The organism is Azonexus sp., from assembly GCF_041909095.1.
Classification (GTDB): domain Bacteria; phylum Pseudomonadota; class Gammaproteobacteria; order Burkholderiales; family Rhodocyclaceae; genus Azonexus.
Genome location: NZ_JAYREB010000001.1, coordinates 763126 through 782489, shown reverse-complemented (window position 1 = coordinate 782489; position 19364 = coordinate 763126). Strand labels below are relative to the sequence as shown.

The 19364-nt window shown below is 66.9% G+C and carries 19 protein-coding genes and 1 other RNA gene; 13 read left to right on the top strand and 7 right to left on the bottom strand.

From position 1 onward, the window contains the following. Positions 1-22: 22 nt before the first annotated feature. The gene (locus ACE3OV_RS03770; RefSeq protein WP_374325166.1) at positions 23-748 is read right to left on the bottom strand and encodes a YebC/PmpR family DNA-binding transcriptional regulator; all 726 of its coding nucleotides are present in this window, start codon (positions 746-748) and stop codon (positions 23-25) included. Between the two features lie 136 nt (positions 749-884). Here ACE3OV_RS03770 and ACE3OV_RS03765 point away from each other — a divergent pair, with 136 nt between their 5' ends. The 5 genes from ACE3OV_RS03765 (at position 885) to ACE3OV_RS03745 (ending at position 5160) form a co-directional block, all read left to right on the top strand. After that, entirely contained in the window at positions 885-1220 is a 336-nt protein-coding gene (locus tag ACE3OV_RS03765; protein ID WP_374325163.1) for a hypothetical protein, read from the top strand. A 292-nt stretch (positions 1221-1512) separates the two neighbouring features. Then, entirely contained in the window at positions 1513-3093 is a 1581-nt protein-coding gene (locus ACE3OV_RS03760) for a helicase HerA-like domain-containing protein (RefSeq protein ID WP_374325161.1), read from the top strand. Positions 3094-3123: 30 nt separating this feature from the next. Next, the gene (locus ACE3OV_RS03755; protein ID WP_374325159.1) at positions 3124-3789 is read left to right on the top strand and encodes an SMI1/KNR4 family protein; all 666 of its coding nucleotides are present in this window, start codon (positions 3124-3126) and stop codon (positions 3787-3789) included. 4 nt (positions 3790-3793) lie between these two features. Next, a complete protein-coding gene (locus ACE3OV_RS03750) occupies positions 3794-4222 on the top strand; it encodes a hypothetical protein (RefSeq protein ID WP_374325157.1) in 429 nt (142 codons plus the stop codon). Continuing rightward, positions 4219-5160: a LysR substrate-binding domain-containing protein gene (locus tag ACE3OV_RS03745; RefSeq protein WP_374325155.1), complete on the top strand. Its 942-nt coding sequence runs from the start codon at positions 4219-4221 to the stop codon at positions 5158-5160. The genes ACE3OV_RS03750 and ACE3OV_RS03745 overlap by 4 nt, the downstream gene beginning before the upstream one ends. On the opposite strand, the gene ACE3OV_RS03740 is transcribed toward ACE3OV_RS03745, so the two are convergent. Continuing rightward, entirely contained in the window at positions 5085-6443 is a 1359-nt protein-coding gene (locus tag ACE3OV_RS03740) for a tetratricopeptide repeat protein (RefSeq protein ID WP_374325154.1), read from the bottom strand. The genes ACE3OV_RS03745 and ACE3OV_RS03740 overlap by 76 nt on opposite strands. 184 nt (positions 6444-6627) lie before the next feature. Here ACE3OV_RS03740 and ACE3OV_RS03735 point away from each other — a divergent pair, with 184 nt between their 5' ends. Next, positions 6628-7548 carry a branched-chain amino acid transaminase gene (locus ACE3OV_RS03735; protein WP_374326225.1) on the top strand — a complete coding sequence of 307 codons (921 nt, stop codon included), beginning with the start codon at positions 6628-6630 and terminating at the stop codon, positions 7546-7548. A 4-nt stretch (positions 7549-7552) separates the two neighbouring features. Here ACE3OV_RS03735 and ACE3OV_RS03730 read toward each other — a convergent pair whose 3' ends face one another. Next, on the bottom strand, positions 7553-8446 hold the full coding sequence (locus ACE3OV_RS03730) for a LysR family transcriptional regulator (RefSeq protein ID WP_374325152.1): 894 nt from the start codon (positions 8444-8446) through the stop codon (positions 7553-7555). Positions 8447-8532: 86 nt separating this feature from the next. Between ACE3OV_RS03730 and ACE3OV_RS03725 the strand changes: the two genes are divergently transcribed. The 7 genes from ACE3OV_RS03725 (at position 8533) to ACE3OV_RS03695 (ending at position 16096) form a co-directional block, all read left to right on the top strand. Continuing rightward, complete coding sequence (locus tag ACE3OV_RS03725; protein ID WP_374325150.1) at positions 8533-9702, top strand: MFS transporter; 1170 nt, start codon at positions 8533-8535, stop codon at positions 9700-9702. Continuing rightward, positions 9699-10598, top strand: a complete 900-nt coding sequence (locus ACE3OV_RS03720) for a DMT family transporter (protein ID WP_374325148.1) — start codon at positions 9699-9701, stop codon at positions 10596-10598. The genes ACE3OV_RS03725 and ACE3OV_RS03720 overlap by 4 nt, the downstream gene beginning before the upstream one ends. Positions 10599-10622: 24 nt before the next feature. After that, positions 10623-11012, top strand: a complete 390-nt coding sequence (locus ACE3OV_RS03715; protein ID WP_374325146.1) for a PTS sugar transporter subunit IIA — start codon at positions 10623-10625, stop codon at positions 11010-11012. Between the two features lie 3 nt (positions 11013-11015). Continuing rightward, positions 11016-11285, top strand: a complete 270-nt coding sequence (locus ACE3OV_RS03710; RefSeq protein ID WP_121458751.1) for an HPr family phosphocarrier protein — start codon at positions 11016-11018, stop codon at positions 11283-11285. 5 nt (positions 11286-11290) lie between these two features. Beyond that, positions 11291-13033, top strand: coding sequence for a phosphoenolpyruvate--protein phosphotransferase (ptsP, locus tag ACE3OV_RS03705; protein WP_374325143.1), 1743 nt, complete (start codon positions 11291-11293; stop codon positions 13031-13033). A gap of 117 nt (positions 13034-13150) precedes the next feature. Next, the gene (locus ACE3OV_RS03700; protein WP_374325141.1) at positions 13151-15451 is read left to right on the top strand and encodes a TonB-dependent receptor; all 2301 of its coding nucleotides are present in this window, start codon (positions 13151-13153) and stop codon (positions 15449-15451) included. 69 nt (positions 15452-15520) lie between these two features. After that, complete coding sequence (locus tag ACE3OV_RS03695) at positions 15521-16096, top strand: Crp/Fnr family transcriptional regulator (protein WP_374325139.1); 576 nt, start codon at positions 15521-15523, stop codon at positions 16094-16096. A 17-nt stretch (positions 16097-16113) separates the two neighbouring features. On the opposite strand, the gene ssrA is transcribed toward ACE3OV_RS03695, so the two are convergent. From ssrA to ACE3OV_RS03675, 4 genes are all read right to left on the bottom strand, one after another. Continuing rightward, positions 16114-16444: a transfer-messenger RNA gene (ssrA, locus tag ACE3OV_RS03690) on the bottom strand. Between the two features lie 6 nt (positions 16445-16450). After that, the gene (locus ACE3OV_RS03685) at positions 16451-16963 is read right to left on the bottom strand and encodes a hypothetical protein (RefSeq protein ID WP_374325137.1); all 513 of its coding nucleotides are present in this window, start codon (positions 16961-16963) and stop codon (positions 16451-16453) included. 5 nt (positions 16964-16968) lie between these two features. After that, positions 16969-17565, bottom strand: coding sequence for a riboflavin synthase (locus ACE3OV_RS03680; RefSeq protein WP_374325136.1), 597 nt, complete (start codon positions 17563-17565; stop codon positions 16969-16971). 60 nt (positions 17566-17625) lie between these two features. Continuing rightward, positions 17626-19335 carry a response regulator gene (locus ACE3OV_RS03675; RefSeq protein WP_374325134.1) on the bottom strand — a complete coding sequence of 570 codons (1710 nt, stop codon included), beginning with the start codon at positions 19333-19335 and terminating at the stop codon, positions 17626-17628. Positions 19336-19364: the final 29 nt, after the last annotated feature.

The window sequence follows — 19364 nt, the reverse complement described above, 5'->3', positions numbered from 1 at the left end:
CTGTCGCTCCCCGCAGTTGCGATCACTCCTCGATGACCGCCGTGGTGTAGATTTCCTGAACGTCGTCCAGGCCTTCCAGCGCGTCGAGCAGCTTCTGCATCTTCACTGCATCCTCGCCGGTAAACACGTTCTCGCCTTCCGGCTTCATCGTCACTTCCGAGAATTCCGGCGTGAAACCGGCCGCTTCCAGCGCGTCCTTGACGGCGATGTAATCGGCAGCGGTGGTGATGACTTCGATCGACCCGTCTTCATCGGTCGCCACATCCTCGGCGCCGGCCTCGATGGCGGCATCCATCAGCGCCGCCTCGTCAGTGCCCGGGGCGAAGATCATCTGGCCACAGTGCTTGAACTGGAAAGCCACGCAGCCGTCGGTGCCCATGTTGCCGCCGTACTTGTTGAAAGCGTGGCGGACTTCGGCCACCGTGCGGGTCTTGTTGTCGGTCAGGCAGTCGACCATGATCGCTGCGCCGCCGATGCCATAGCCTTCATAGCGGATCTCGATGTACTCGACGCCTTCCAGCTCGCCGGTACCCTTCTTGATCGCCGTGTCGATCTTGTCCTTGGGCATGTTGACGCCCTTGGCCTTGTCGACCGCCACGCGCAAGCGCGGGTTGAAGCTGGGATCGCCGCCGCCCATCTTGGCCGCGACGGTGATTTCCTTGGCGATCTTGGAGAAAGCCGCACCGCGCTTTTCGTCCTGACGACCCTTGCGGTGCTGGATATTTGCCCATTTCGAATGACCGGCCATGCTGTTTTCCTGAATGCAAATAACGAAGAAGCGGCGATTTTACCCGTCCGGCGTTTTCCCGTCAGGCCGCCGCACTGCTTTTTGGGTGCGCTTGTTGCTTGCTCAGGCGATCTCCCTTACGGAACCCGCCCGCATCATGAAGAAACCCACCCTCAGTCAGAGCCTCAAAGCGCGGCGCCGCAGCCGGCAGATGGTCATCGGCGTCACCTGGTACACCCCGGAAACCTGGGCCCGCGTCAAAGCCACGGCGACCGATCCGGCATGCTTCGAAGACAGCTTCGACAAGTGGAAAGCCATGGCCGTCGCGGCCCGCCGCAATTTTCAGCGCTCCGGCGTGATGGCCCTGGAATGCCAGATCGACCCCGACGAATTCGCCGCTTGGTGCGCCGCCAACCAGCAGGAGAACAACTCGACCTCGCGTGGCGAGTTCGTCTCGGTCGTGCTCAGCGCTGCGCACGAGAAAACCGGCTGAAGCCGTCATGCTTGTCGCAAAGGAGACAAGGGGGCGCAGTCGCGCTGCTGCCTGCCGTCTGCAAGCTTCCGGTGTGGCGACGTGTTCATCTTGCGAGGTGATGAGCGATGCAGTCATGCTTCTGACTTGCAGCGGCTAATTCGGCCAGCCCGGCCAGAGAAGTTCGGGGCAATTTACTGCAAGGTGCTGCTTGCCCCGTACGAGTCCCGTTCGCCGCTTTACCCTCCTTCACCCCAGCCCGCCGCCCCGGCGCTAGAATGCCGGCATCTGATCCTGCCCGGAGTTTTTCCCCATGTCCGAACCGCTCTACCTCGCCAAGTCCGCCGACGGCTACCCCGCCCTGCTGCCGCAGATGACCAATCGCCACGGGCTGATCACCGGGGCGACCGGGACCGGCAAGACGGTGACCCTGCAGACGCTGGCCGAGCGGCTGTCCTACATCGGCGTGCCGGTCTTCATGGCCGACGTCAAGGGCGACCTGTCCGGCATGGGGGCGGTCGGTACGCCCAGTTCCAAGCTGTTGAAGCGCGTCGAGGAACTGGGGCTGGAGGGCTATGCCAATTACGCCAATACCGTTGCCTTCTGGGATGTCTTCGGCGAAAACGGCGTGCCGGTGCGGGCCACGGTGTCCGACATGGGGCCGCTGCTGCTGGCCCGCCTGCTCAACCTCAACGACACCCAGTCCGGCGTGCTGCAACTGGTGTTCAAGATCGCCGACGACCAGGGCCTGTTGTTGCTCGACCTCAAGGACCTGCGGGCGATGGTCCAGCACGTCGGCGACAACGCGGCGCAGTTCAAGACCGAGTACGGCAACGTGTCGACGGCGTCGATCGGCGCCATCCAGCGCGGCCTGCTGACGCTCGAGGAGCAGGGCGGCGACGTTTTCTTCGGCGAGCCGATGCTCGACATCGCTGACCTGATGCAGGTCGACAGCAACGGCCGCGGCGTTATCAACGTGCTCGCCGCCGAGAAGCTGATCCATGCGCCGGCGCTCTACTCGACCTTCCTGCTCTGGCTGCTCGCCGAACTGTTCGAACAGTTGCCGGAAGCCGGCGACCTCGACCAGCCGAAGCTGGTCTTCTTCTTCGACGAGGCGCATCTGCTCTTCGACGGCGCGCCGGCGGCGCTGGTGGACAAGGTCGAGCAGGTGGTGCGGCTGATCCGCTCGAAGGGCGTCGGCGTCTTCTTCGTCACCCAGAACCCGCTCGACGTCCCGGAAAAAATCCTCGGCCAGCTCGGCAACCGCGTTCAGCACGCGCTGCGTGCCTTCACGCCGCGCGACCAGAAGGCGGTGCAGTCGGCCGCCGAGACGATGCGCGCCAACCCCAAGTTCAACGCCGCCGAAGTGATCACCGAACTCGGCGTTGGCGAGGCGCTGGTTTCCTTCCTCGATGAGAAGGGGCGGCCCAACATCGTCGACCGCGCCTTCATTTTCCCGCCCGCTTCGCGCCTCGGCCCGCTGAGCGTCGATGAGCGGCGCGCCAGCATCGAGGCTTCGCCGCTGCTCGCCACCTACGGGACGACGATCGACCGCGAATCGGCCTACGAAATCCTGCGCGGCCAGCCGGCGGCGCCGAAGAAGGCCGGCCCCGGCGCCATTCCGGCGCCGGCCGCGCCCGGCGGCCCGGCGCGGCCGACGGCGATGCCACGGCCGCAGCCGGCGCCGGAGCCGGCATCCTCGGGCGGCGGTTTCCTGGGCGGCCTGGGCGACATGCTGACCGGTACCACCGGCCCGCGTGGCGGCCGCCGCGAAGGCGTGCTCGAAGCCGCCGCCAAGAGCGCCGCGCGCAGCGTCGCCGGTACGGTCGGTCGCGAGATCGGCAAGCAGATCCTGCGTGGCGTGCTCGGCTCCATCCTCGGCGGTCGGCGCTGAGCGCGGTCCCGGCCTACGGATGGCGCCGCAATGGTAAAACCTCGCTACTCGCTGCAAGAGGTGGTGCGCCGAGCCGGCGAGGCCATGCTGGGCGTCGATCGGGCGGTGAGTGCGGCGGCGGCCGGCAAGGATCGCCCGCCCGGCGAAATGATCGAGCTCTGGCTGGACAGCAAGCTGCTGCAGGCGTCGGGTCTGGCGCCGCAGCGCCAGCCGGCGGCGTCGGCGACGCAGATCGCGGCGGCCGAAGCGCGGCTGGGCTGGCCGCTGCCGGCGCAGTTGTGCGATTTCTATCGGGCCAGTAACGGCATCGCCTGGTCCGCCGTGGGCGAAATCGGCGGTTATTTTCCGGCACTCGACCAGTTGGCCACCGGTGGTGAGCTTGTCCCGCCGTTGTCGGCGCGCCAGGAGGCGCACTGGCGCAAACATCGGGCAAAAACTGGCGAAGGCCGGCGAATTGGCCTCTATCCGCCGGGGGTTTTCAGCGTTCTCGGGGAGCCGGAGTGCTGGCTCGACTTCGCCGAACTCGACCCTTTCCTTGCCCTGCAGCAGGTGAGCACTTCCTGTTGTCTGCTGATCGCGCAGCGTCCCGGTCTGGCCGTGCCGGTCGGCCATGTGCTTGACGTCGAGAACCTGATGGCGACCCATTTCGAGAGTCTCGCCCACTGGTTGTCGGTGCAACTTTGTCTGGGGGAGTGAAGAAATGCGGATCGTCCTGCTGCTGCTGTTTCTGGCCCTGTTGTTTGCCGCCTATCGCCTGCTGCGCCGCTCGCGTTCCGGTTTTGACGCAGCGTTAGAGGATTACGCCAGACAGCGTGCCGCCGAAGACGCGACGCAGGAAAGCGCTCCCTGGTTCGGTCGCACCGGCCTGCCGGACGCCGACGAGCGCGAGCTGCCCCGCTACCTGCGCCGGGAATTCGGCGAGCTGCTCGCCGCGCCCGGCGCCTTGCAGGCCGCCGATCTGGTCTATCTTGGGCAGTTCGCCGATGGCGCGGGCAGCGTTCATTTCTGGCGCATTCCCCGGCGCGACGGAGAAACCGACTACTACGCCTACATCGAGGTCGATGCCGGCGGTGAGACTGCTGCCTTCGGCTGGGGCGACCGCAGCCCCGAGCCACTGCCGCCGCAATGACCGAGCTGCCGCCCCTGCACACGCTGCCTGCTTTCGAGGCGGCGGCGCGCCTAGGCAGTTTCCAGGCGGCGGCGCAGGCGCTGCACCTGACACCGTCGGCGATCAGTCATCGCATCCGGCTGCTCGAGGAACACCTCGGCCAGCCCTTGTTCGAACGCCGCCACCGGGCGGTGGCGCTGACTCCGGTTGGTCGCCGCTACCTCGCGGTGGTACGCGATGCGCTGTTACGTCTCGACGAAGCAAGCGCTCACCTGCGCTCGCCGCGCCAGGAGCGCCTGCGCATTTCGGCGGCGCCGGCGCTCGGCAGCCAGTGGCTGGTCGGTCGTGTCGCCGCTTACCAGGCGCGTCACCCGGCGCTGGAATTCGCGCTTGCCACCGCCACCGGGCTGGGGCCGCTGCTCGCCGGCGAGGCCGACATCGGCCTGCGTTATGGCGAGGAGGAATGGCCCGGCCTGCTCGCCTGGAAGCTGTTCGAAGAGCGCGTCTTCCCGGTGTGCAGCCCGGCGCTGGCCGCCGGCCTGAGTACTCCAGGCGATCTCGACGCCTGTCGCCTGTTGCGCCATCCGTTGTTGTCGTGGGCGCGCTGGTTCGCCGCCGCCGGCTTGCAGCGGCCGGAGCCGGCGAGCGGGCCGTGGTACGAGGACGCGCTGCTGATGCTCGAAGGTGCTGTCGCCGGGCACGGCGTGGCGTTGATGGCCGGCAGCCTGGCTGCGCCCTATCTGGCCGACGGGCGCTTGTGCCGCCCATTTGCCGCCGATTGTCCGGATCGCAGCTTCTACGTCGTGGCGCCGCCAGCGATCCAGGAGCGGCCGGCGGCGATGGCCTTCATCCGCTGGCTGGTGCGCGGCGCGCACGACGCCGTTCAGGCGCTGGCGAATTCGCCGAGCGCGGCGGCGACGGCGGCGATCACCGGCGACCAGCCGCCGCCCGCCGGCTGACGGAAGAGCCGGACGACGCCCGGATACCACGGCGTATCGTCGCGCCCGTCCAGCCAGCGCCAGTCGGTCTTGTAATCCGGCAGCAACACCCAGCACGGCTTGCCGAGCGCGCCGACAAGATGGGCGACGGCGGTGTCGACGGTAATCACCAGGTCGAGGTTGGCGACGATCGCCGCCGTATCGGCAAAGTCGCCGATGTCCGGCGCCAGGTCGGTGAGCGGGAAGGGCGGTGCGGCTGCCTCGTCCTCACCGGCGCCTTTCTGCAGGCTGAAGAAACGCAGGCCGGGAAGGTCGGCCAGTGGTGCCAGCGTATTCAGCGACGGTAGCGAGCGCTCGCGGTCGTTTTCGAAGCGCGGGTTGCCCTTCCACACCAGGCCGACGCGGCGTCCTTCGCCAGCGCCCAGGCGGGCGGCCCAGGCAGCGACGGTGGCAGGCTCGGCGCTCAGATAGGGGAGTTCGCCGGGGATCGAGTCGAGCCGGGTGGCAAAGCGGTAGGGCAGGCTCAAGGGCGGCGTCCAGAAATCCCAGTGCGGGTCGGCGACGCCGTCACCGAGCGCGATGCTGTCGTCCACCCCGGGCAGGCGGCGCAGCAGGCGCGCCAGTGGCGGGTGGCAGAGGATCGAGACGCGCCGCGCGCCGGCCGCCTTCAACTGCGCGGTGTAGCGGCAGAACTGGATCATGTCGCCGTGGCCGGCTTCGAGGCCGATCAGGATCGCCTTGCCGGCGAGCGGCTCGCCCTGCCAGCGCGGCAGCGCCAGCGCCCGGTCGAGCGCCGCGTAGCGGTCGCGCGCTTCCAGTCGCTGCCAGCCCTCCTCGTAATGCCCCTGGCGCAGCAGCACATAGGCCAGGTTGAAGGCGGCGCTGGCGTGCCCGGGGTTCAGCGCCAGCGCGGTGCGGTAGCACTGTTCGGCCTCGGCTTCCCGTTTGTGGCTGGCGTAAAGCACGCCCAGGTGGTTCCAGGCATCCACCGACTGCGGATCGTCCTGCAGGGCGCGCAGGTGGCAGGCCTCGGCTTCGGCAAAACGCTTCTGCGTGGCGAGCAGCAGGCCGAAATTGAGGCGCGCCTGCAGCAAGCCCGGGGCCAGTGCCAGTACCCGTCGGTAAGTGGCTTCGGCCAGCTCGGCGCGCCCCTGCCGGTCATAGAGCAGGGCCAGGTTGGCCTGCGCTTCGACCAGGTCGGGGGCTTCGTGCAGGATGTCGTGTAGCAGCACCTCGGCGGCGGCGAGTTCGCCGCTGGCAAGCAGGCGGCTGGCACACTCGAAACTGGCGGCGAGATCGCTCATCGGACGGCGGCGCGGGCGTGGTTCATGGGGTCTCCTCGGCGGCGGGGGGGCGGCCCGCCAAGCATACTGGAAAGGGAGGTCCGGCAGTTAATGCACGAATTGTATTCATCTGAAGCGCGCTCAATTCGTTTGAACGTGATCCAGCGCGCCGGCATTCTGCCTGCTCCGACCATTGATCAGGAGCATCACCATGCAGGACCGCGACGGATTCATCTGGCTTGACGGCGACTGGCTCCCCTGGCGCGAGGCCAGGGTGCATGTGCTGACCCACACCCTGCACTACGGCTACGGCTGCTTCGAGGGCCTGCGCGCCTACGCGACGCCGGCCGGCCCGGCGATCTTCCGGCTGGCCGAGCACCTCAAGCGCCTCGAAGACTCGGCGCACATCCTGGCCATCGACCTGCCATTCGAGCGGGCGACGCTGGCCACCGCCTGCCGGGAAGCGGTGACGCGCAACGGCCTCAAGAGCGGCTACATCCGGCCGCTGATTTTTCTCGGTGCCGAGAAGACCGGTGTGGACCCGGCCGGCGCCGCGACCCACGCCATGGTCGCCGCCTGGGACTGGGGCGCCTACCTTGGCCGGACGGCGCTGGAGAACGGCATCCGCGTGCGTGTTTCGTCCTACGCGCGGCACCATCCGAACGTGCAGATGTGCCGGGCCAAGGCGATTTCGATGTACGCCAATTCCATCCTCGCCGTGCGCGAAGCACGCCGCGACGGCTACGACGAGGCGCTCCTGCTCGACACCGAGGGCTACGTCGCCGAAGGGTCGAGCGAGAACCTCTTCCTGGTCCGCGACGGCGAATTGCTGCAGCCGGAAACGACGTCGGCGCTTGACGGCATCACCCGTCGCACGGTGTGCACGCTGGCCGGCGAACTCGGCCTGGCGTTGCGCAGCAAGCGCATCACCCGCGACGAGCTGTACTGTGCCGACGAGGTCTTCCTGACCGGCACCGCCGCCGAAATCACGCCGGTGATCGAGGTCGACCGGCGGAAAATCGGCGACGGCCGTCCCGGCCCGCTGACCCGCCAACTGCAACAGGCCTTCTTCGCCTGCGTGCGCGGCGAGGATGCGCGCCACGCCGACTGGCTGACACCGGTCTGAGTCCTCAGCCGCCCATCGCCGCCAGATGGTCGAACAGCGCGCGCGCCGCCGGACTGAGCGCGCTGCGCTCGCGAATGCATAGGTGGAGGTCGCGCGGTGCCCAGGCGTCGGCGATTTCCACCGTCTGCAGGCGCTCGTCGGCGGCGACCGACGAGCGCGGCACCATGCCGATGCCGACCCCGGCGCCGACCATGCGGCAGACGGCGGCGAAGCTGCGCACCTGGATGCGTACGTCTAGCCGCCCGCCAAGCCGCGCCGCGTGATTCATCATGAAGGTGTGGATGGCGCTGCCGGCGTGCAGGCAGACGAAGGCCTCGCTGAGCACGTCGGCGAAGGCGATTTCGGGCTTGCCGGCCAGCGGATGGCTGGCGGGAACGATCAGCACCAGCCGGTCGCGCCGGTAGGGCGTGACTGCCAGGCCGCCGAAATCGCCCTCGGCGGCAACCACGCCGATATCGACCTGGCCGGCGGCGACGGCGCCGACGATCGCCGGGCTCGGCTGCTCTTCGAGGCTGACGCGAATCTGCGGGTGCTCGCGCAGGAAATCGCCGAGGTCCTCGGGCAGGAAGCAGTTGATCGCGTTGGTGTTGGCAAACACGGTGACCTGGGCGTTCAGGCCACTGGCGTAGGGGGCGAGGTCGGCGTGCATCTGTTCGAGCTGGGCGAACACCTGGCGGGCATGACGCAACAACGACTCGCCGGCGACGGTTGGCGTCAGACCGCGCGCGTGGCGTTCGAAGAGAGCCACGCCAAGGCTCGCCTCAAGCTGGCTCAAACGATGGCTGGCCGACGACGGCGCCAGGTGCACGCGCTCGGCGGCACGGCTCAGGGCGCCACAGTCGGCGATCGCGGCGACGAGCCGGAGGTCGGGAAGGTCGTAATGCAAGGTTTCGTCCACATCGAAGGCTCGCTTGCGATAATACCAATTGCCGAAGGCGTCGGCCCGGCGTTCAATCGATCCCCTGAACCTTGTCGGGAAACGCCTTGTCTTCGCCTCTTTCGTTCCGCATCACGCTGGCCCTGTCGCTGGCTGGATTTTCCTGCTTCCTGCTGCTCTACGGCACGCAGCCGTTGCTGCCGCAACTGACGGTCGCTTTCGGCGTCACGCCGGGCAACGCCAGCCTGGCGGTGACTGCTGGCACCGGTGCGATGGCCTTGCTGTTGATTCCGCTCAGCCTGATCGCCGACCGCTGGGGGCGCGAACGGCTGATGCGCCTCGGCCTTGCCGGCGCTGCCGTCTTCTCGCTGGCCTCCGCCTGGGCGCCCGATTTCTGGCTGCTGGTGCTGGCCCGCGCCGGGCTCGGTATCTGCATCGCCGGCGTGCCGGCGGCGGCGATGGCGCATCTCGGGGAAGAACTGCCAGCCGCCGAACGGACGCGGGCGATGGGTCTCTACATCGGTGCCAACGCGCTCGGCGGCATGGCCGGCCGCCTGCTCGCCGCCGCCGTCAGCGACTGGGCCGGCAACTGGCATGACGGCCTGCTCGCCGTCAGCCTGCTCGGTCTTCTGGTCGCCGTCGCCTTCTGGCGCCTGCTGCCGCCGGCCGAGCATTTCCAGCCGCATTCCCTGCAGCCGCGCCAGTTGTTCGCCGACGTCCGCCGCATCTATGCCGATCCCGGCCTGCCCTGGCTGTTTTGCACCGCCTTCCTGAGCATGGGGACGCTGGTTGCGCTTTACAACTTCCTGCCCTTCCGTCTCGGCCAGGCGCCGTACGAACTGGGGCCGGCGGCGATCGGCAGCATCTTCCTGCTCTACGCGGTGGGTAGCTGGTCGTCGGCCTGGGCCGGCCGCCAGGTCGCCCGCCACGGCCGTCAGCGCATGCAGCTACTGATGGCGCTGCTGATGACCGCCGGTATCGCGCTGACGCTGGCGATGCCGCTGTGGCTGATCATTGGCGCGCTGGCGCTGTACACCTTCGGTTTCTTTGCCGTCCATTCGGTCGCCAGCGCCTGGGTCGGCCACCGCGCCGGGCCGCGCCGCGGTCTCGTTTCGGCGCTCTATCTGTCGAGTTACTACCTCGGCGGCAGTGTCGTCGGCACCGCCACCGGCTGGGCCTGGAGCCACGCCGGCTGGCCGGGCGTCACGGCGGCGGCGCTGCTCTGCGGCGGGGCGGTGATCGGCATCGCCTGGCATTTGCGGCGGCTCGCGCAATGAGCGGCAAGGGCAGTGCCGAACGCCTCGGTCTCCTGCTGGCGCTGGTCGGGGCGCTCGGCTTTTCGCTGAAGGCGATCTTCATCAAGCTCGCCTATCCTTACGGCGTCGACGCGATCACGCTGCTCGCGCTGCGCATGGGCTTCTCGCTGCCGGTCTTCCTGTGGGCCGGCCTGTTGCGCCGCCACGGCGGTGTGCCGCTCGGTGCCGGCGACGCCTGGCGCCTGTTGCTGCTCGGCGTACTCGGTTACTACGGCGCCAGCATCCTCGATTTCTGGGGGTTGCAGTACATCTCGGCGGGCCTGGAGCGGCTGATCCTGTTCACCTACCCGACGCTGACCCTGCTCATCGGCGTCCTCTTCCAGGGGCGTCCGTTCACCCGCCGCGAACTGCTTGCCGTCGTCCTCTGCTACGCCGGCATCGGTTTCGCATTCGCCCACGATCTGGCCTTCGCCGACGCCCGCAGCGTGTTGATCGGCGGCGGCCTGGTGTTCGCGTCGAGCGTTGCCTATGCCCTCTACCTGGCCGGCAGCGGGGCGATGATCCAGCGCCTCGGGGCGATGCGCTTCTCGGCGCTGGCGATGCTGATGTCGACCGGCGTCACCCTGCTCCACTTCGTCGTCGCCCAGCCGCTGTCCGCGCTCGTCCAGCCGCTGCCGGTCTATGGCTGGGCGCTGGCGATGGCGGTGCTGGCGACGGTGATCCCGGTCTTCGCGCTGGCCGGGGCGATCCACCGCCTTGGCGCCGGGCGCGCCGCGCTTTACGGCATGGTCGGGCCGATCCTGACCATCGGCTTCGGCTGGTGGCTGCTTGCCGAGCCAGTTTCGGCGGCGCAACTGGCCGGCGCGGCGCTGGTTGTCGCCGGGGTTTTCGTCGTTGGCCGGGGGCGCAACAAATAGGGCTCGCGGGTTAGAATGGCCCGCATGATTGGCATCCTCCTCATCACCCACGGTTGTTACGGCGAAGCGCTGGTGCAGGACGTCTGCAACGTCCTCAACCAGCGGCCGCCGCTGCTGGCCCAGCTCGGCGTTGCGCCGCAGGACGATCCGCTCGACCTGCTGCCGGCGGCGCGCGAGCTGCTGGCCACGGTCGATCGCGGTCGTGGCGCGCTGGTGCTGAGCGATCTGTTCGGCGCGACGCCGGCCAATCTTGCCCTCAAACTCCTGCAGCCCGGCCGCGTCGTCGGTCTGGCCGGGGTCAACCTGCCGATGCTGCTGTCGGCGCTGACCCACCGCGACAAGGACCTCGAAACCCTGCTCGTGCGCGCCCGCGACGGCGGCCGCAACGGCATCCTCAACCTGCTCGACCACTGAACCATGCTCACCCGGGAAACCCAGATCATCAACAAGCTCGGCCTGCACGCCCGGGCTTCCGCCAAACTCACCCAACTCGCCGGCAAGTTCGCCTGTGAAGTCTGGATGAGCAAGGGCAGCCGCCGCATCAACGCCAAGAGCATCATGGGCGTCATGATGCTGGCCGCCGGCAAGGGCTCGACGGTCACCATCGAAACCGACGGCAAGGACGAAGCCGAGGCGATGGAAGCCCTGCTGGCGCTGATCGCCGACTATTTCGGCGAGGGAGAATAGGCGCGATGAGCTTCATCCTGCACGGACTTGGCGTTTCCACCGGTATTGCCATCGGTCGTGCGATGCTGATGTCGCACGCGACGCTGGAGGTGTCGCACCTGACGCTGGCGCCGCGTCTGGTGGACAAGGAAATCGCCCGTTTCGACGCCGCCGTCGCGGCGGTCAAGCAGGAACTGGTGCAGATGCGTGAGCACGCCGAACACGCGCCGGCCGAACTGGGTGCCTTCATCGACATCCACACGATGTTCCTCGAGGACAATGAACTGGTCGGCAAGCCGCGCGAGATCATCCGCGAGCGGCGTTGCAACGCCGAATGGGCGCTGGTCCAGCAGATGGAGCATCTGGTCGGGCAGTTCGAGGAGTTCGACGATCCCTACCTGCGCGAACGCCGTTTCGACGTCATCCAGGTGGTCGAGCGGGTGATCAAGGAACTGCTTGGCCATCCCGGGCGCGCTTCGCTGAAGGCCGGCAAGCAGACCAAGGAAGAATCGCTGATCGTCGTCGCCCACGACCTGTCGCCGGCCGACACCATCGCCTTCAAGGACCACCGCTTCGCTTCCTTCATCACCGATGTCGGCGGCGCCACATCGCACACGGCGATCCTCGCCCGCAGCATGGCAATTCCCGCCGTGCTCGGCCTGGAGAACGCGCGCGCGCTGATCCGCGACGGCGAGCAACTGATCGTCGACGGCTTGCGCGGCGTCGTCATCGTCAATCCCGATGCGCGCGTACTTGACGAATACCGGCTGCGCGCCGAGCAGATCGAACTCGAGCGAACCAAGCTGCGGCAACTGCGCAGTGCGTCTACGCAGACCATCGACGGCGTCGAGATCGCCCTGCACGCCAACATCGAACTGCCCGGCGACGTGCCCGACGCGCTCGACGACGGTGCCGAGGGCATCGGCCTGTTCCGTACCGAATTCCTCTTCCTCAACCGCGGCGACATGCCCGACGAGCAGGAGCAGTTCGAAGCCTACAAGAAGGTGGTCAAGGGCATGGCCGGCCGGCCGGTGACCATCCGCACTTTCGACCTCGGCGCCGACAAGGACCTCAAGCCGGAAGCCACCGCCGGCGACCGCGTCAAGACCAATCCGGCGCTCGGACGGCGGGCGATCCGCCTGTCGCTGGCCGAACCGAAGATGTTCCAGACGCAGTTGCGCGCCATCCTGCGCGCCTCGCGCTTCGGGCCGATCAAGCTGCTGATTCCGATGCTGGCGCACGCGCACGAGATCGACCAGACGCTGGCCGCCGTCGAGCAAGCGAAGTCCAGCCTGCGCGGCGAAAAGATCGCCTTCGACGAGCACATCCAGATTGGCGGCATGATCGAGATTCCGGCCGCCGCGCTGGCCGTCGGCATCTTCCTGCGCCGCCTCGACTTCCTGTCGATCGGCACCAACGACCTGATCCAGTACACGCTGGCGATCGACCGTTCCGACGAGCAGGTTGCCGCGCTCTACGACCCGCTGCACCCGGCGGTGCTGATGCTGCTGGCGCACACCATCTCCAGCGCCGAGAAGGCCGGCGTGCCGGTCTCGGTATGCGGCGAAATGGCCGGCGACCCCAAGCTGACCCGTCTGCTGCTCGGCATGGGGCTGCGCATCTTCTCGATGCATCCGTCGCAGATCCTCAAGGTCAAGAGCCGCGTCCTCAAATCGGAACTCGCCGAACTGGCGCCCAATGTGCGCAAGATGCTGCGCCTGGACGAGCCGGCCCGTCTGCGCGAGGCGCTGGAAAAGCTCAACGCCTGAAGCGGTGGCGTGATGCTCGCTGCCGCAGGGCTGCGACGATTTGTCACATTCCCGTGGACAGCTTCCTTGCCGACAATCGCCCCCTTGTCGTCAATCAAAATAAAAATCGGGGGTTCCATGTCCTTTTTTGTCCGGCCGCTGGCAGCGGCCATCGGCTTAGCCTTTTCTTCCTTCGTCCTGAGCACGCCGGCAACGGCGCAGACCCTCGGGGAAATCACTGTCAGCGCCGAGCGCGACAAGAGTGCCGGCAGCACTACCCAGCTCGATGCGGCTGAATTGCGCCAGCGCGGCGCCCGCAACAGCGATGCCGCCTCGCTGCTGCAGGATGTTCCCGGCGTCAGCTTCTACGGCGCCGGTGCCGTCTCCAGCCTGCCGGCGATCCACGGCCTGGCCGACGACCGCCTGCGCATCAAGGTTGACGGCATGGACTTCATCGCCGCCTGCCCCAACCACATGAACCCGGCGCTCTCCTATCTCGATCCGAGCCAGGTCGGCGCGCTCACCGTCTATGCCGGGATCAGCCCGGTCAGCGTCGGCGGCGACAGCATCGGCGGCAGCATCGTCGCCGAGACGCGGGCGCCGGAATTCGCTGCGCCCGGTGAGCGCCTGGTCAAGGGCGAAGTCGGCGCCTTCTACCGCAGCAACAACGACGCCAAAGGTATCAACGCCAGCGCCACGGTCGCCAGCGAGAACCTCAGCCTGAGCTATACCGGCGCCTACAGTGCCGCCGATAACTACAGCGCCGGCGGCAATTTCAAGAACTACACCGCCACCGGCCGTGCCGGCCACCGCCTCGACCGCGACGAAGTCGGCTCGACCGCCTACCAGACCGGCAACCATACCCTCGGTCTGGCCTTCCGCAACGCCAACCACCTGTTCGAAGCCAAGCTCGGCTACCAGGACATGCCGGAGCAGCTCTACCCGAACCAGCGCATGGACCTGCTCGACAACGAGCAGAAGCGCATCAACCTGCGCTGGCTCGGCGACTACGACTGGGGCAAGCTGGAAGCCCGCGTCTATCACGAGACCGTCGATCACTTCATGGACTTCGGCGACGACAAGCGCTGGTGGTACGGCATGGCTTCCGGCGGCGGCGCGGCGATCGATCCGCTGGCCTGCGGAGCGATGAGCAATACCTGCGCCCAGGGCATGCCGATGTATACCGAAAGCAAGACCACCGGCGCCAGCCTGAAGGCCGACGTCAAGTTGGGTAGCAAGGATCTGCTGCGCCTCGGCGGCGAACTGCAGAAATACCGCCTCGACGACTGGTGGCCGGCTTCCGGCAGCGGCATGTGGCCGGGCACCTTCGTCAATATCAACGACGGCGAACGCGATCGCCAGGCCTTGTTTGCCGAATGGGAAAGCCGGCCGAATGCGCAATGGACGACCCTGCTCGGCCTGCGCTACGAGCGCGTCAGCATGGATGCCGGTGATGTGCGTGGCTACGACGTCGACCCGGCGCCACCGGGAAGTTTTGCCATGACCAACGCTGATGCCACGCGCTTCAACGCCAGCGACCGTTCGCGTCACGACAACAACTGGGATTTCACCGCCCTCGCCCGCTACGCCGCCAACACCGGGCTGGACATCGAATTCGGCCTCGCCCGCAAGACCCGTTCGCCCAGCCTGTACGAAGCCTATCCCTGGTCCACCTGGCAGATGGCGGCGCTGATGAACAACTTCGTCGGTGATGGCAACGGCTATGTCGGCAACCCGGACCTCGATCCGGAAAAGGCCTATACCCTGTCCGCTACCTTCGACTGGCACGACGCGACGCGGCAGCGTGAGTTCAAGCTGACGCCGCATTACACCCATGTCAGTGACTACATCGACGCCATCCAGTGGGATGGTGCTGCCAACTTGCCGCGTGCTGTCCCGTTGCGCGATCAGTTCACGGTGCTGCGTTACAGCAATGCCTCAGCCCGCCTCTATGGTCTTGATGTTTCCGGCAAAATGCCGCTGGCCAAAACCGCCGCCGGCGAACTCGGCGTGCAGGGGATGCTCAGCTACACGCGCGGCAAGAACCGCGACAGCGGCGATGACCTCTACAACATCATGCCGCTCAATGCGAAGCTGACGCTGACCCACAAGCTCGGCGCTTGGGATAATGCGCTGGAAGTGCTCGGCGTGGCGGGCAAGCGCAAGGTGTCGGATGCGCGCAACGAAATGAAGACGGCCGGCTACGGGCTGGTCAATCTGCGCTTGAGCCACAGCTGGAAGCAGGTGCGCCTCGATTTCGGGGTCGAGAACCTTTTCGATCGCCATTACGAGATGCCACTGGGCGGTGCTTACCTCGGTCAGGGGACGACCATGATGGCGACCGCCAACAATGTACCGATGGGCGTCGTTTCCCTGTGGGGAACGCCGGTGCCCGGCATGGGACGCTCTTTGTATGCCGGCATCAACATCAAGTTCTAAAGTAGTCATTGCCTGAAATGACCCCGGTCGATTCCGACCGGGGTCTTGTCGTTTGTGGAGGAGTGGAAGATGGGTTTGTTCAGGATCAATCGCCAGACGCCAACCGTTACCGGGCCGCGGCGTCTCGACTGCGGCGCCAGCCTCTACCGTGCTGGCGACGAAGGGCAGGCCTGGCGCCTGCGTCGCGGCGTGCTCCGTCTCGACACTCCGCAGCCGGGCGGCGAGCGTTTTGCCAGTCTGGCCATTGCCAACGACATCGTCGGTTGCGAGACCCTGCTGTTCGGTGTTTATACCTTCTCGGCGAGCGCCCTGACCGATTGCGAGCTGATTCCCTGGCCGGAGGGCGAGGCCGGGCTGGCTGGCGATTCCCTGCTTGCCACGCTGGCCCGTGTCCAGCAGCGGGCGGCCGAGGTGGTGGCGCTGCGCGGCGGCCAGGCGGTCGATCGCATCCTGGCGCTGGTCCGACTTCTGGTCGAAGGCGACGGGCAGGTGGTGCTGCCGACGCGGCAGGCGATCGCCGACATCACCGACCTGCGCTTCGAGACGGTGTCGCGGGTGATCAAGCAACTGGAGCGTAGCGGCGTCCTCAACCCGGCGCGCGTCGTCGGCGTGCACGCGACGCGCAGCTTCCATTACGCCGGCTGAATCGCCGGCCGTAAACGTGACGACGGGGACCGAAGTCCCCGCCGGCTGTCTTTGGTAACAAGGCTTCAGCAGCCCCGGCTATCCGTTTTTAGGCGGCAATAGCGAATTGCTCATCGTTGGCAATTATGGATTTGCGCGGATTACGTCCGTCGCCTTTCGAGTTGCCTGCGCACCTTTGTCCGCCCTGTCGAAACCAGTACACCCCCATCGCAAGGACACTCCTCGAATGTCCTTGGGTGGAGGTGAGGGGAATCGAACCCCTGTCCAGAACGCCTCCAGATTGCCGGAATTACAACCATGCTCTGGATTATGGGGGCGGCCCCTGGCTTTTTCAAGGGCGCTGCGAAAATCGTTTCAGTGGCTGCACCAGCCGCGGAAATCGCCGAACCCGTTGAGGCCGCGCAGATCCTCGGAGGCGGCATAAGTCGAGCGGACGCGCCGGGTACGGCCGTCGAACATGACGTCGAAGCGGGCGGGTTCGTTCCAGTCGTCGCAATAGCGCCACTCCCAGACCAGTTCGTCGCGCGCTTCGAAGTAGGTGGTCCACTGTGGGACCGGCGGGCCGAGCAGGCGGAGGACTTCCTCTTCGCTCATCTGCGGCCGGATTTTCGCGAACTGCGCGGCGACCAGCACGTTGTCGCGGGCGATGACGCGGCCGTCGGCATCGCTGCGCACGAACCAGGTTCGATAGCCCGGCGGCCCTTCCGGGTAGGCCAGGGTTTCGCTGCCGTCCGCCGCGGTCCAGCGCATGGCGGGGGCGCCGAGACGCTGTTCGAGCTGGGCGACGGTGGCACTTCCGCTGAACGTTCCGCTGCCGGCGCAGCCGGCGAGCAGGACGGCCGCCAGCAGACTTGCGGCACCGCGCACCGGGTTCAGCCCTCGCGGTCGGCGCTGAGCAGGCGCTCGCAGTAGCGGGCGATCAGGTCCACCTCGAGATTGACCTTGCTGCCCGGTTGCAGGCGGTTGAGCGTGGTGTTTTCCAGCGTGTGCGGGATCAGGTTGATCGTGAAGTCGGTGCCCTTGACCTCGTTGGTGGTCAGGCTGGTGCCGTCGACGGCGACCGATCCCTTGCGCGCGATGTACTTGGCGATCTCCCGTGGCGCGCGGATTTCGAGCAGGCGGTTGTCGCCGACCGCGTCAAAGCGCAGCACTTCGCCGACGCCGTCGACGTGGCCGGAGACCAGGTGGCCGCCGATGACGTCGGCCAGGCGCAGCGCCTTTTCCAGGTTGACCGGGCCGGGGGCGTCGAGGCCGACGGTGCAGGACAGGGTTTCCGGCGAGACATCGACCATGAAACTGTTGCCTTCCTTGCCGACGACGGTGAGGCAGACGCCGTTGTGCGCCATCGAATCGCCGATGGCGAGGTCGCTGATGTCGAGTTTGCCGGCGTCTACGGTCAGGCGGTAGCCGACTTCGCGCGGTGTGAGTTGGGTGATGCGGCCGACGGCCGCGACGATTCCAGAGAACATGGCAGGGTCCGTGGTGGGAAAGAGGGCGACTTTATCACGCCGATTCCGGCCCGGGATGCCTCAGGTGTCGGGCCCGACACCGTATTTTTTGGCCACCGCCAGTTGCATCTGCTTGGCCGACGCCACTTTCGGACTCTTGCGGTCCTTCTGCTGGGCGCGCGCCAGATATTCACCGGCGCGTTGCGCCAGTTCGTCGTTCCAGCCGCGCTTGTCGAGCAGGGTGTAGATCGCCTTCGCCGCGTTGACCAGGAACTGCAGGTTGGGCATCTGGTCGGCGGCCTGCATCAGCAATCTGACCGATTCTTCGAAATTGCCGGCGCGGGCGCCCATCACGCCCTCGTTGTTGAGGCGGATGATCTCCTTGCTGACTTCGGCGAGCAGCGCCTTGCCGGCCTCGGCCTGGCCGGTCTTTTCGAACACGTTGTGGATGTGGCCAAGCAGGTGGTCGTCGTCGTTGTTCTCGGCGGCGACCTGGCGCATGATGCGTTCAGCCTCAGTCTGCTTGCCGGTGGCGATGCAGGCGTGGGCGAGATCGATGGCGAGGCGCTGGGAGACCGGGCGGCCCTTCTCGGCGGCTTCGGCAGCCAGTTCCTGCTGCATCTCCAGCGCCTGATCGATCAGTTGCGTGGCCTTGGCCGGTGCTCCCTCACGTTCGAGGCAGAGGCTTTCGACAACCAGGGCGGCGAGTGCTGCCTGCTTGTCGCCGCGCAGTTCGCGCTTCATTTCGCCGACGATGCGCCGTGAGGCTTCGACGTCGCCACGTTCGACGAGGACGCGCGACAGGTTGGCGAAATCGTCCACGCTGCGCAGCGTCGATCCGCGGCTGCGCTCCATGACCTTGCCGTAGGCCTTCTCGGCGACCAGGAAGTCCTTGTTGCGGGCGGCGACATCGCCCACCAGGCGCTGCCGAACGGTGTTGTGCGGCGAGGCGTCGGCGGCCCGCTGCAGAATCTGCTGTGCTTCGTGCAGGCGCCCCTGGGCTTCGTGGACTGAGGCCAGGAAGTCGTAGGCGGAGAGAAACTCCGGGGCTTCGAGCAGGACCTGCTCGGCGAGCTGCTTCGCTTCGTCGAGGGCGTTGCGGTCGCGCAGCGCGCCGGCCAGGCCCATCTTCGCCCAGGGCACGACGCGGCCTTCGAGAACGCGCCGATAGACCGCCTCGGCCTCCTGGGTGCGCCCCAGCTGGTGCAGCAGTTCGCCCTTGAAACGCAGCGCGTCGTACATGTACAGCGGTTGCTGCTGGATCACGCGGTCGCAGGCGGCGATCGCCTCCAGCAGTTCGCTGGCTTCGATGTGCTCGTAAATCTTGCGCAGCACATGTTTCTTGTAGATGGCACGAACCAGGCGACCCTGTAGTTGCTCGGCGGTGAAAGGCTTGATCAGGTAATCGTCGGGGGCCAGCTCGGCGAGGGCGACGACGTTGGTGTAGGCGCGTTCGCTGGTGATGATCATGTACACCGTAGACAACGGGATCAGGTGGGCGTGGCGCAGTTCCTCGAGCAGTTGCTGGCCGTCGCGGCCATCGTCGAGGACGAAATCGGAAAGGATGATGTCGAAGCGGTTGGCCTTGACCTGGCGGATCACTTCGGCCGAATTGCCGGCGCCATGCACGGCGGTGACGCCGAGCGCGCCGAGCATCAGGCGCAGGGCATCGCGTGCCGGCGGGTGGCGGTCGATGAGCAGGACACGTTTCTTGGTCAGCGAATGCTGGAGGACGAGGAGCATTTCCTCGTCGTCGAGCGGGCTGCTGTTGCCAGCGGTTTTTCGATTCATTTCCGGAAAATTACTGGAGAAGCGGGCCG

Coding starts and splice junctions, on each gene's coding strand:
- ACE3OV_RS03770 (WP_374325166.1), bottom strand. CDS start 748: ATGGCCGGTCATTCGAAATGGGCAAATATCCAGCACCGCAAGGGTCGT.
- ACE3OV_RS03765 (WP_374325163.1), top strand. CDS start 885: ATGAAGAAACCCACCCTCAGTCAGAGCCTCAAAGCGCGGCGCCGCAGC.
- ACE3OV_RS03760 (WP_374325161.1), top strand. CDS start 1,513: ATGTCCGAACCGCTCTACCTCGCCAAGTCCGCCGACGGCTACCCCGCC.
- ACE3OV_RS03755 (WP_374325159.1), top strand. CDS start 3,124: ATGGTAAAACCTCGCTACTCGCTGCAAGAGGTGGTGCGCCGAGCCGGC.
- ACE3OV_RS03750 (WP_374325157.1), top strand. CDS start 3,794: ATGCGGATCGTCCTGCTGCTGCTGTTTCTGGCCCTGTTGTTTGCCGCC.
- ACE3OV_RS03745 (WP_374325155.1), top strand. CDS start 4,219: ATGACCGAGCTGCCGCCCCTGCACACGCTGCCTGCTTTCGAGGCGGCG.
- ACE3OV_RS03740 (WP_374325154.1), bottom strand. CDS start 6,443: ATGAGCGATCTCGCCGCCAGTTTCGAGTGTGCCAGCCGCCTGCTTGCC.
- ACE3OV_RS03720 (WP_374325148.1), top strand. CDS start 9,699: ATGAGCGGCAAGGGCAGTGCCGAACGCCTCGGTCTCCTGCTGGCGCTG.
- ACE3OV_RS03715 (WP_374325146.1), top strand. CDS start 10,623: ATGATTGGCATCCTCCTCATCACCCACGGTTGTTACGGCGAAGCGCTG.
- ACE3OV_RS03710 (WP_121458751.1), top strand. CDS start 11,016: ATGCTCACCCGGGAAACCCAGATCATCAACAAGCTCGGCCTGCACGCC.
- ptsP (WP_374325143.1), top strand. CDS start 11,291: ATGAGCTTCATCCTGCACGGACTTGGCGTTTCCACCGGTATTGCCATC.
- ACE3OV_RS03700 (WP_374325141.1), top strand. CDS start 13,151: ATGTCCTTTTTTGTCCGGCCGCTGGCAGCGGCCATCGGCTTAGCCTTT.
- ACE3OV_RS03695 (WP_374325139.1), top strand. CDS start 15,521: ATGGGTTTGTTCAGGATCAATCGCCAGACGCCAACCGTTACCGGGCCG.
- ACE3OV_RS03680 (WP_374325136.1), bottom strand. CDS start 17,565: ATGTTCTCTGGAATCGTCGCGGCCGTCGGCCGCATCACCCAACTCACA.
- ACE3OV_RS03675 (WP_374325134.1), bottom strand. CDS start 19,335: ATGAATCGAAAAACCGCTGGCAACAGCAGCCCGCTCGACGACGAGGAA.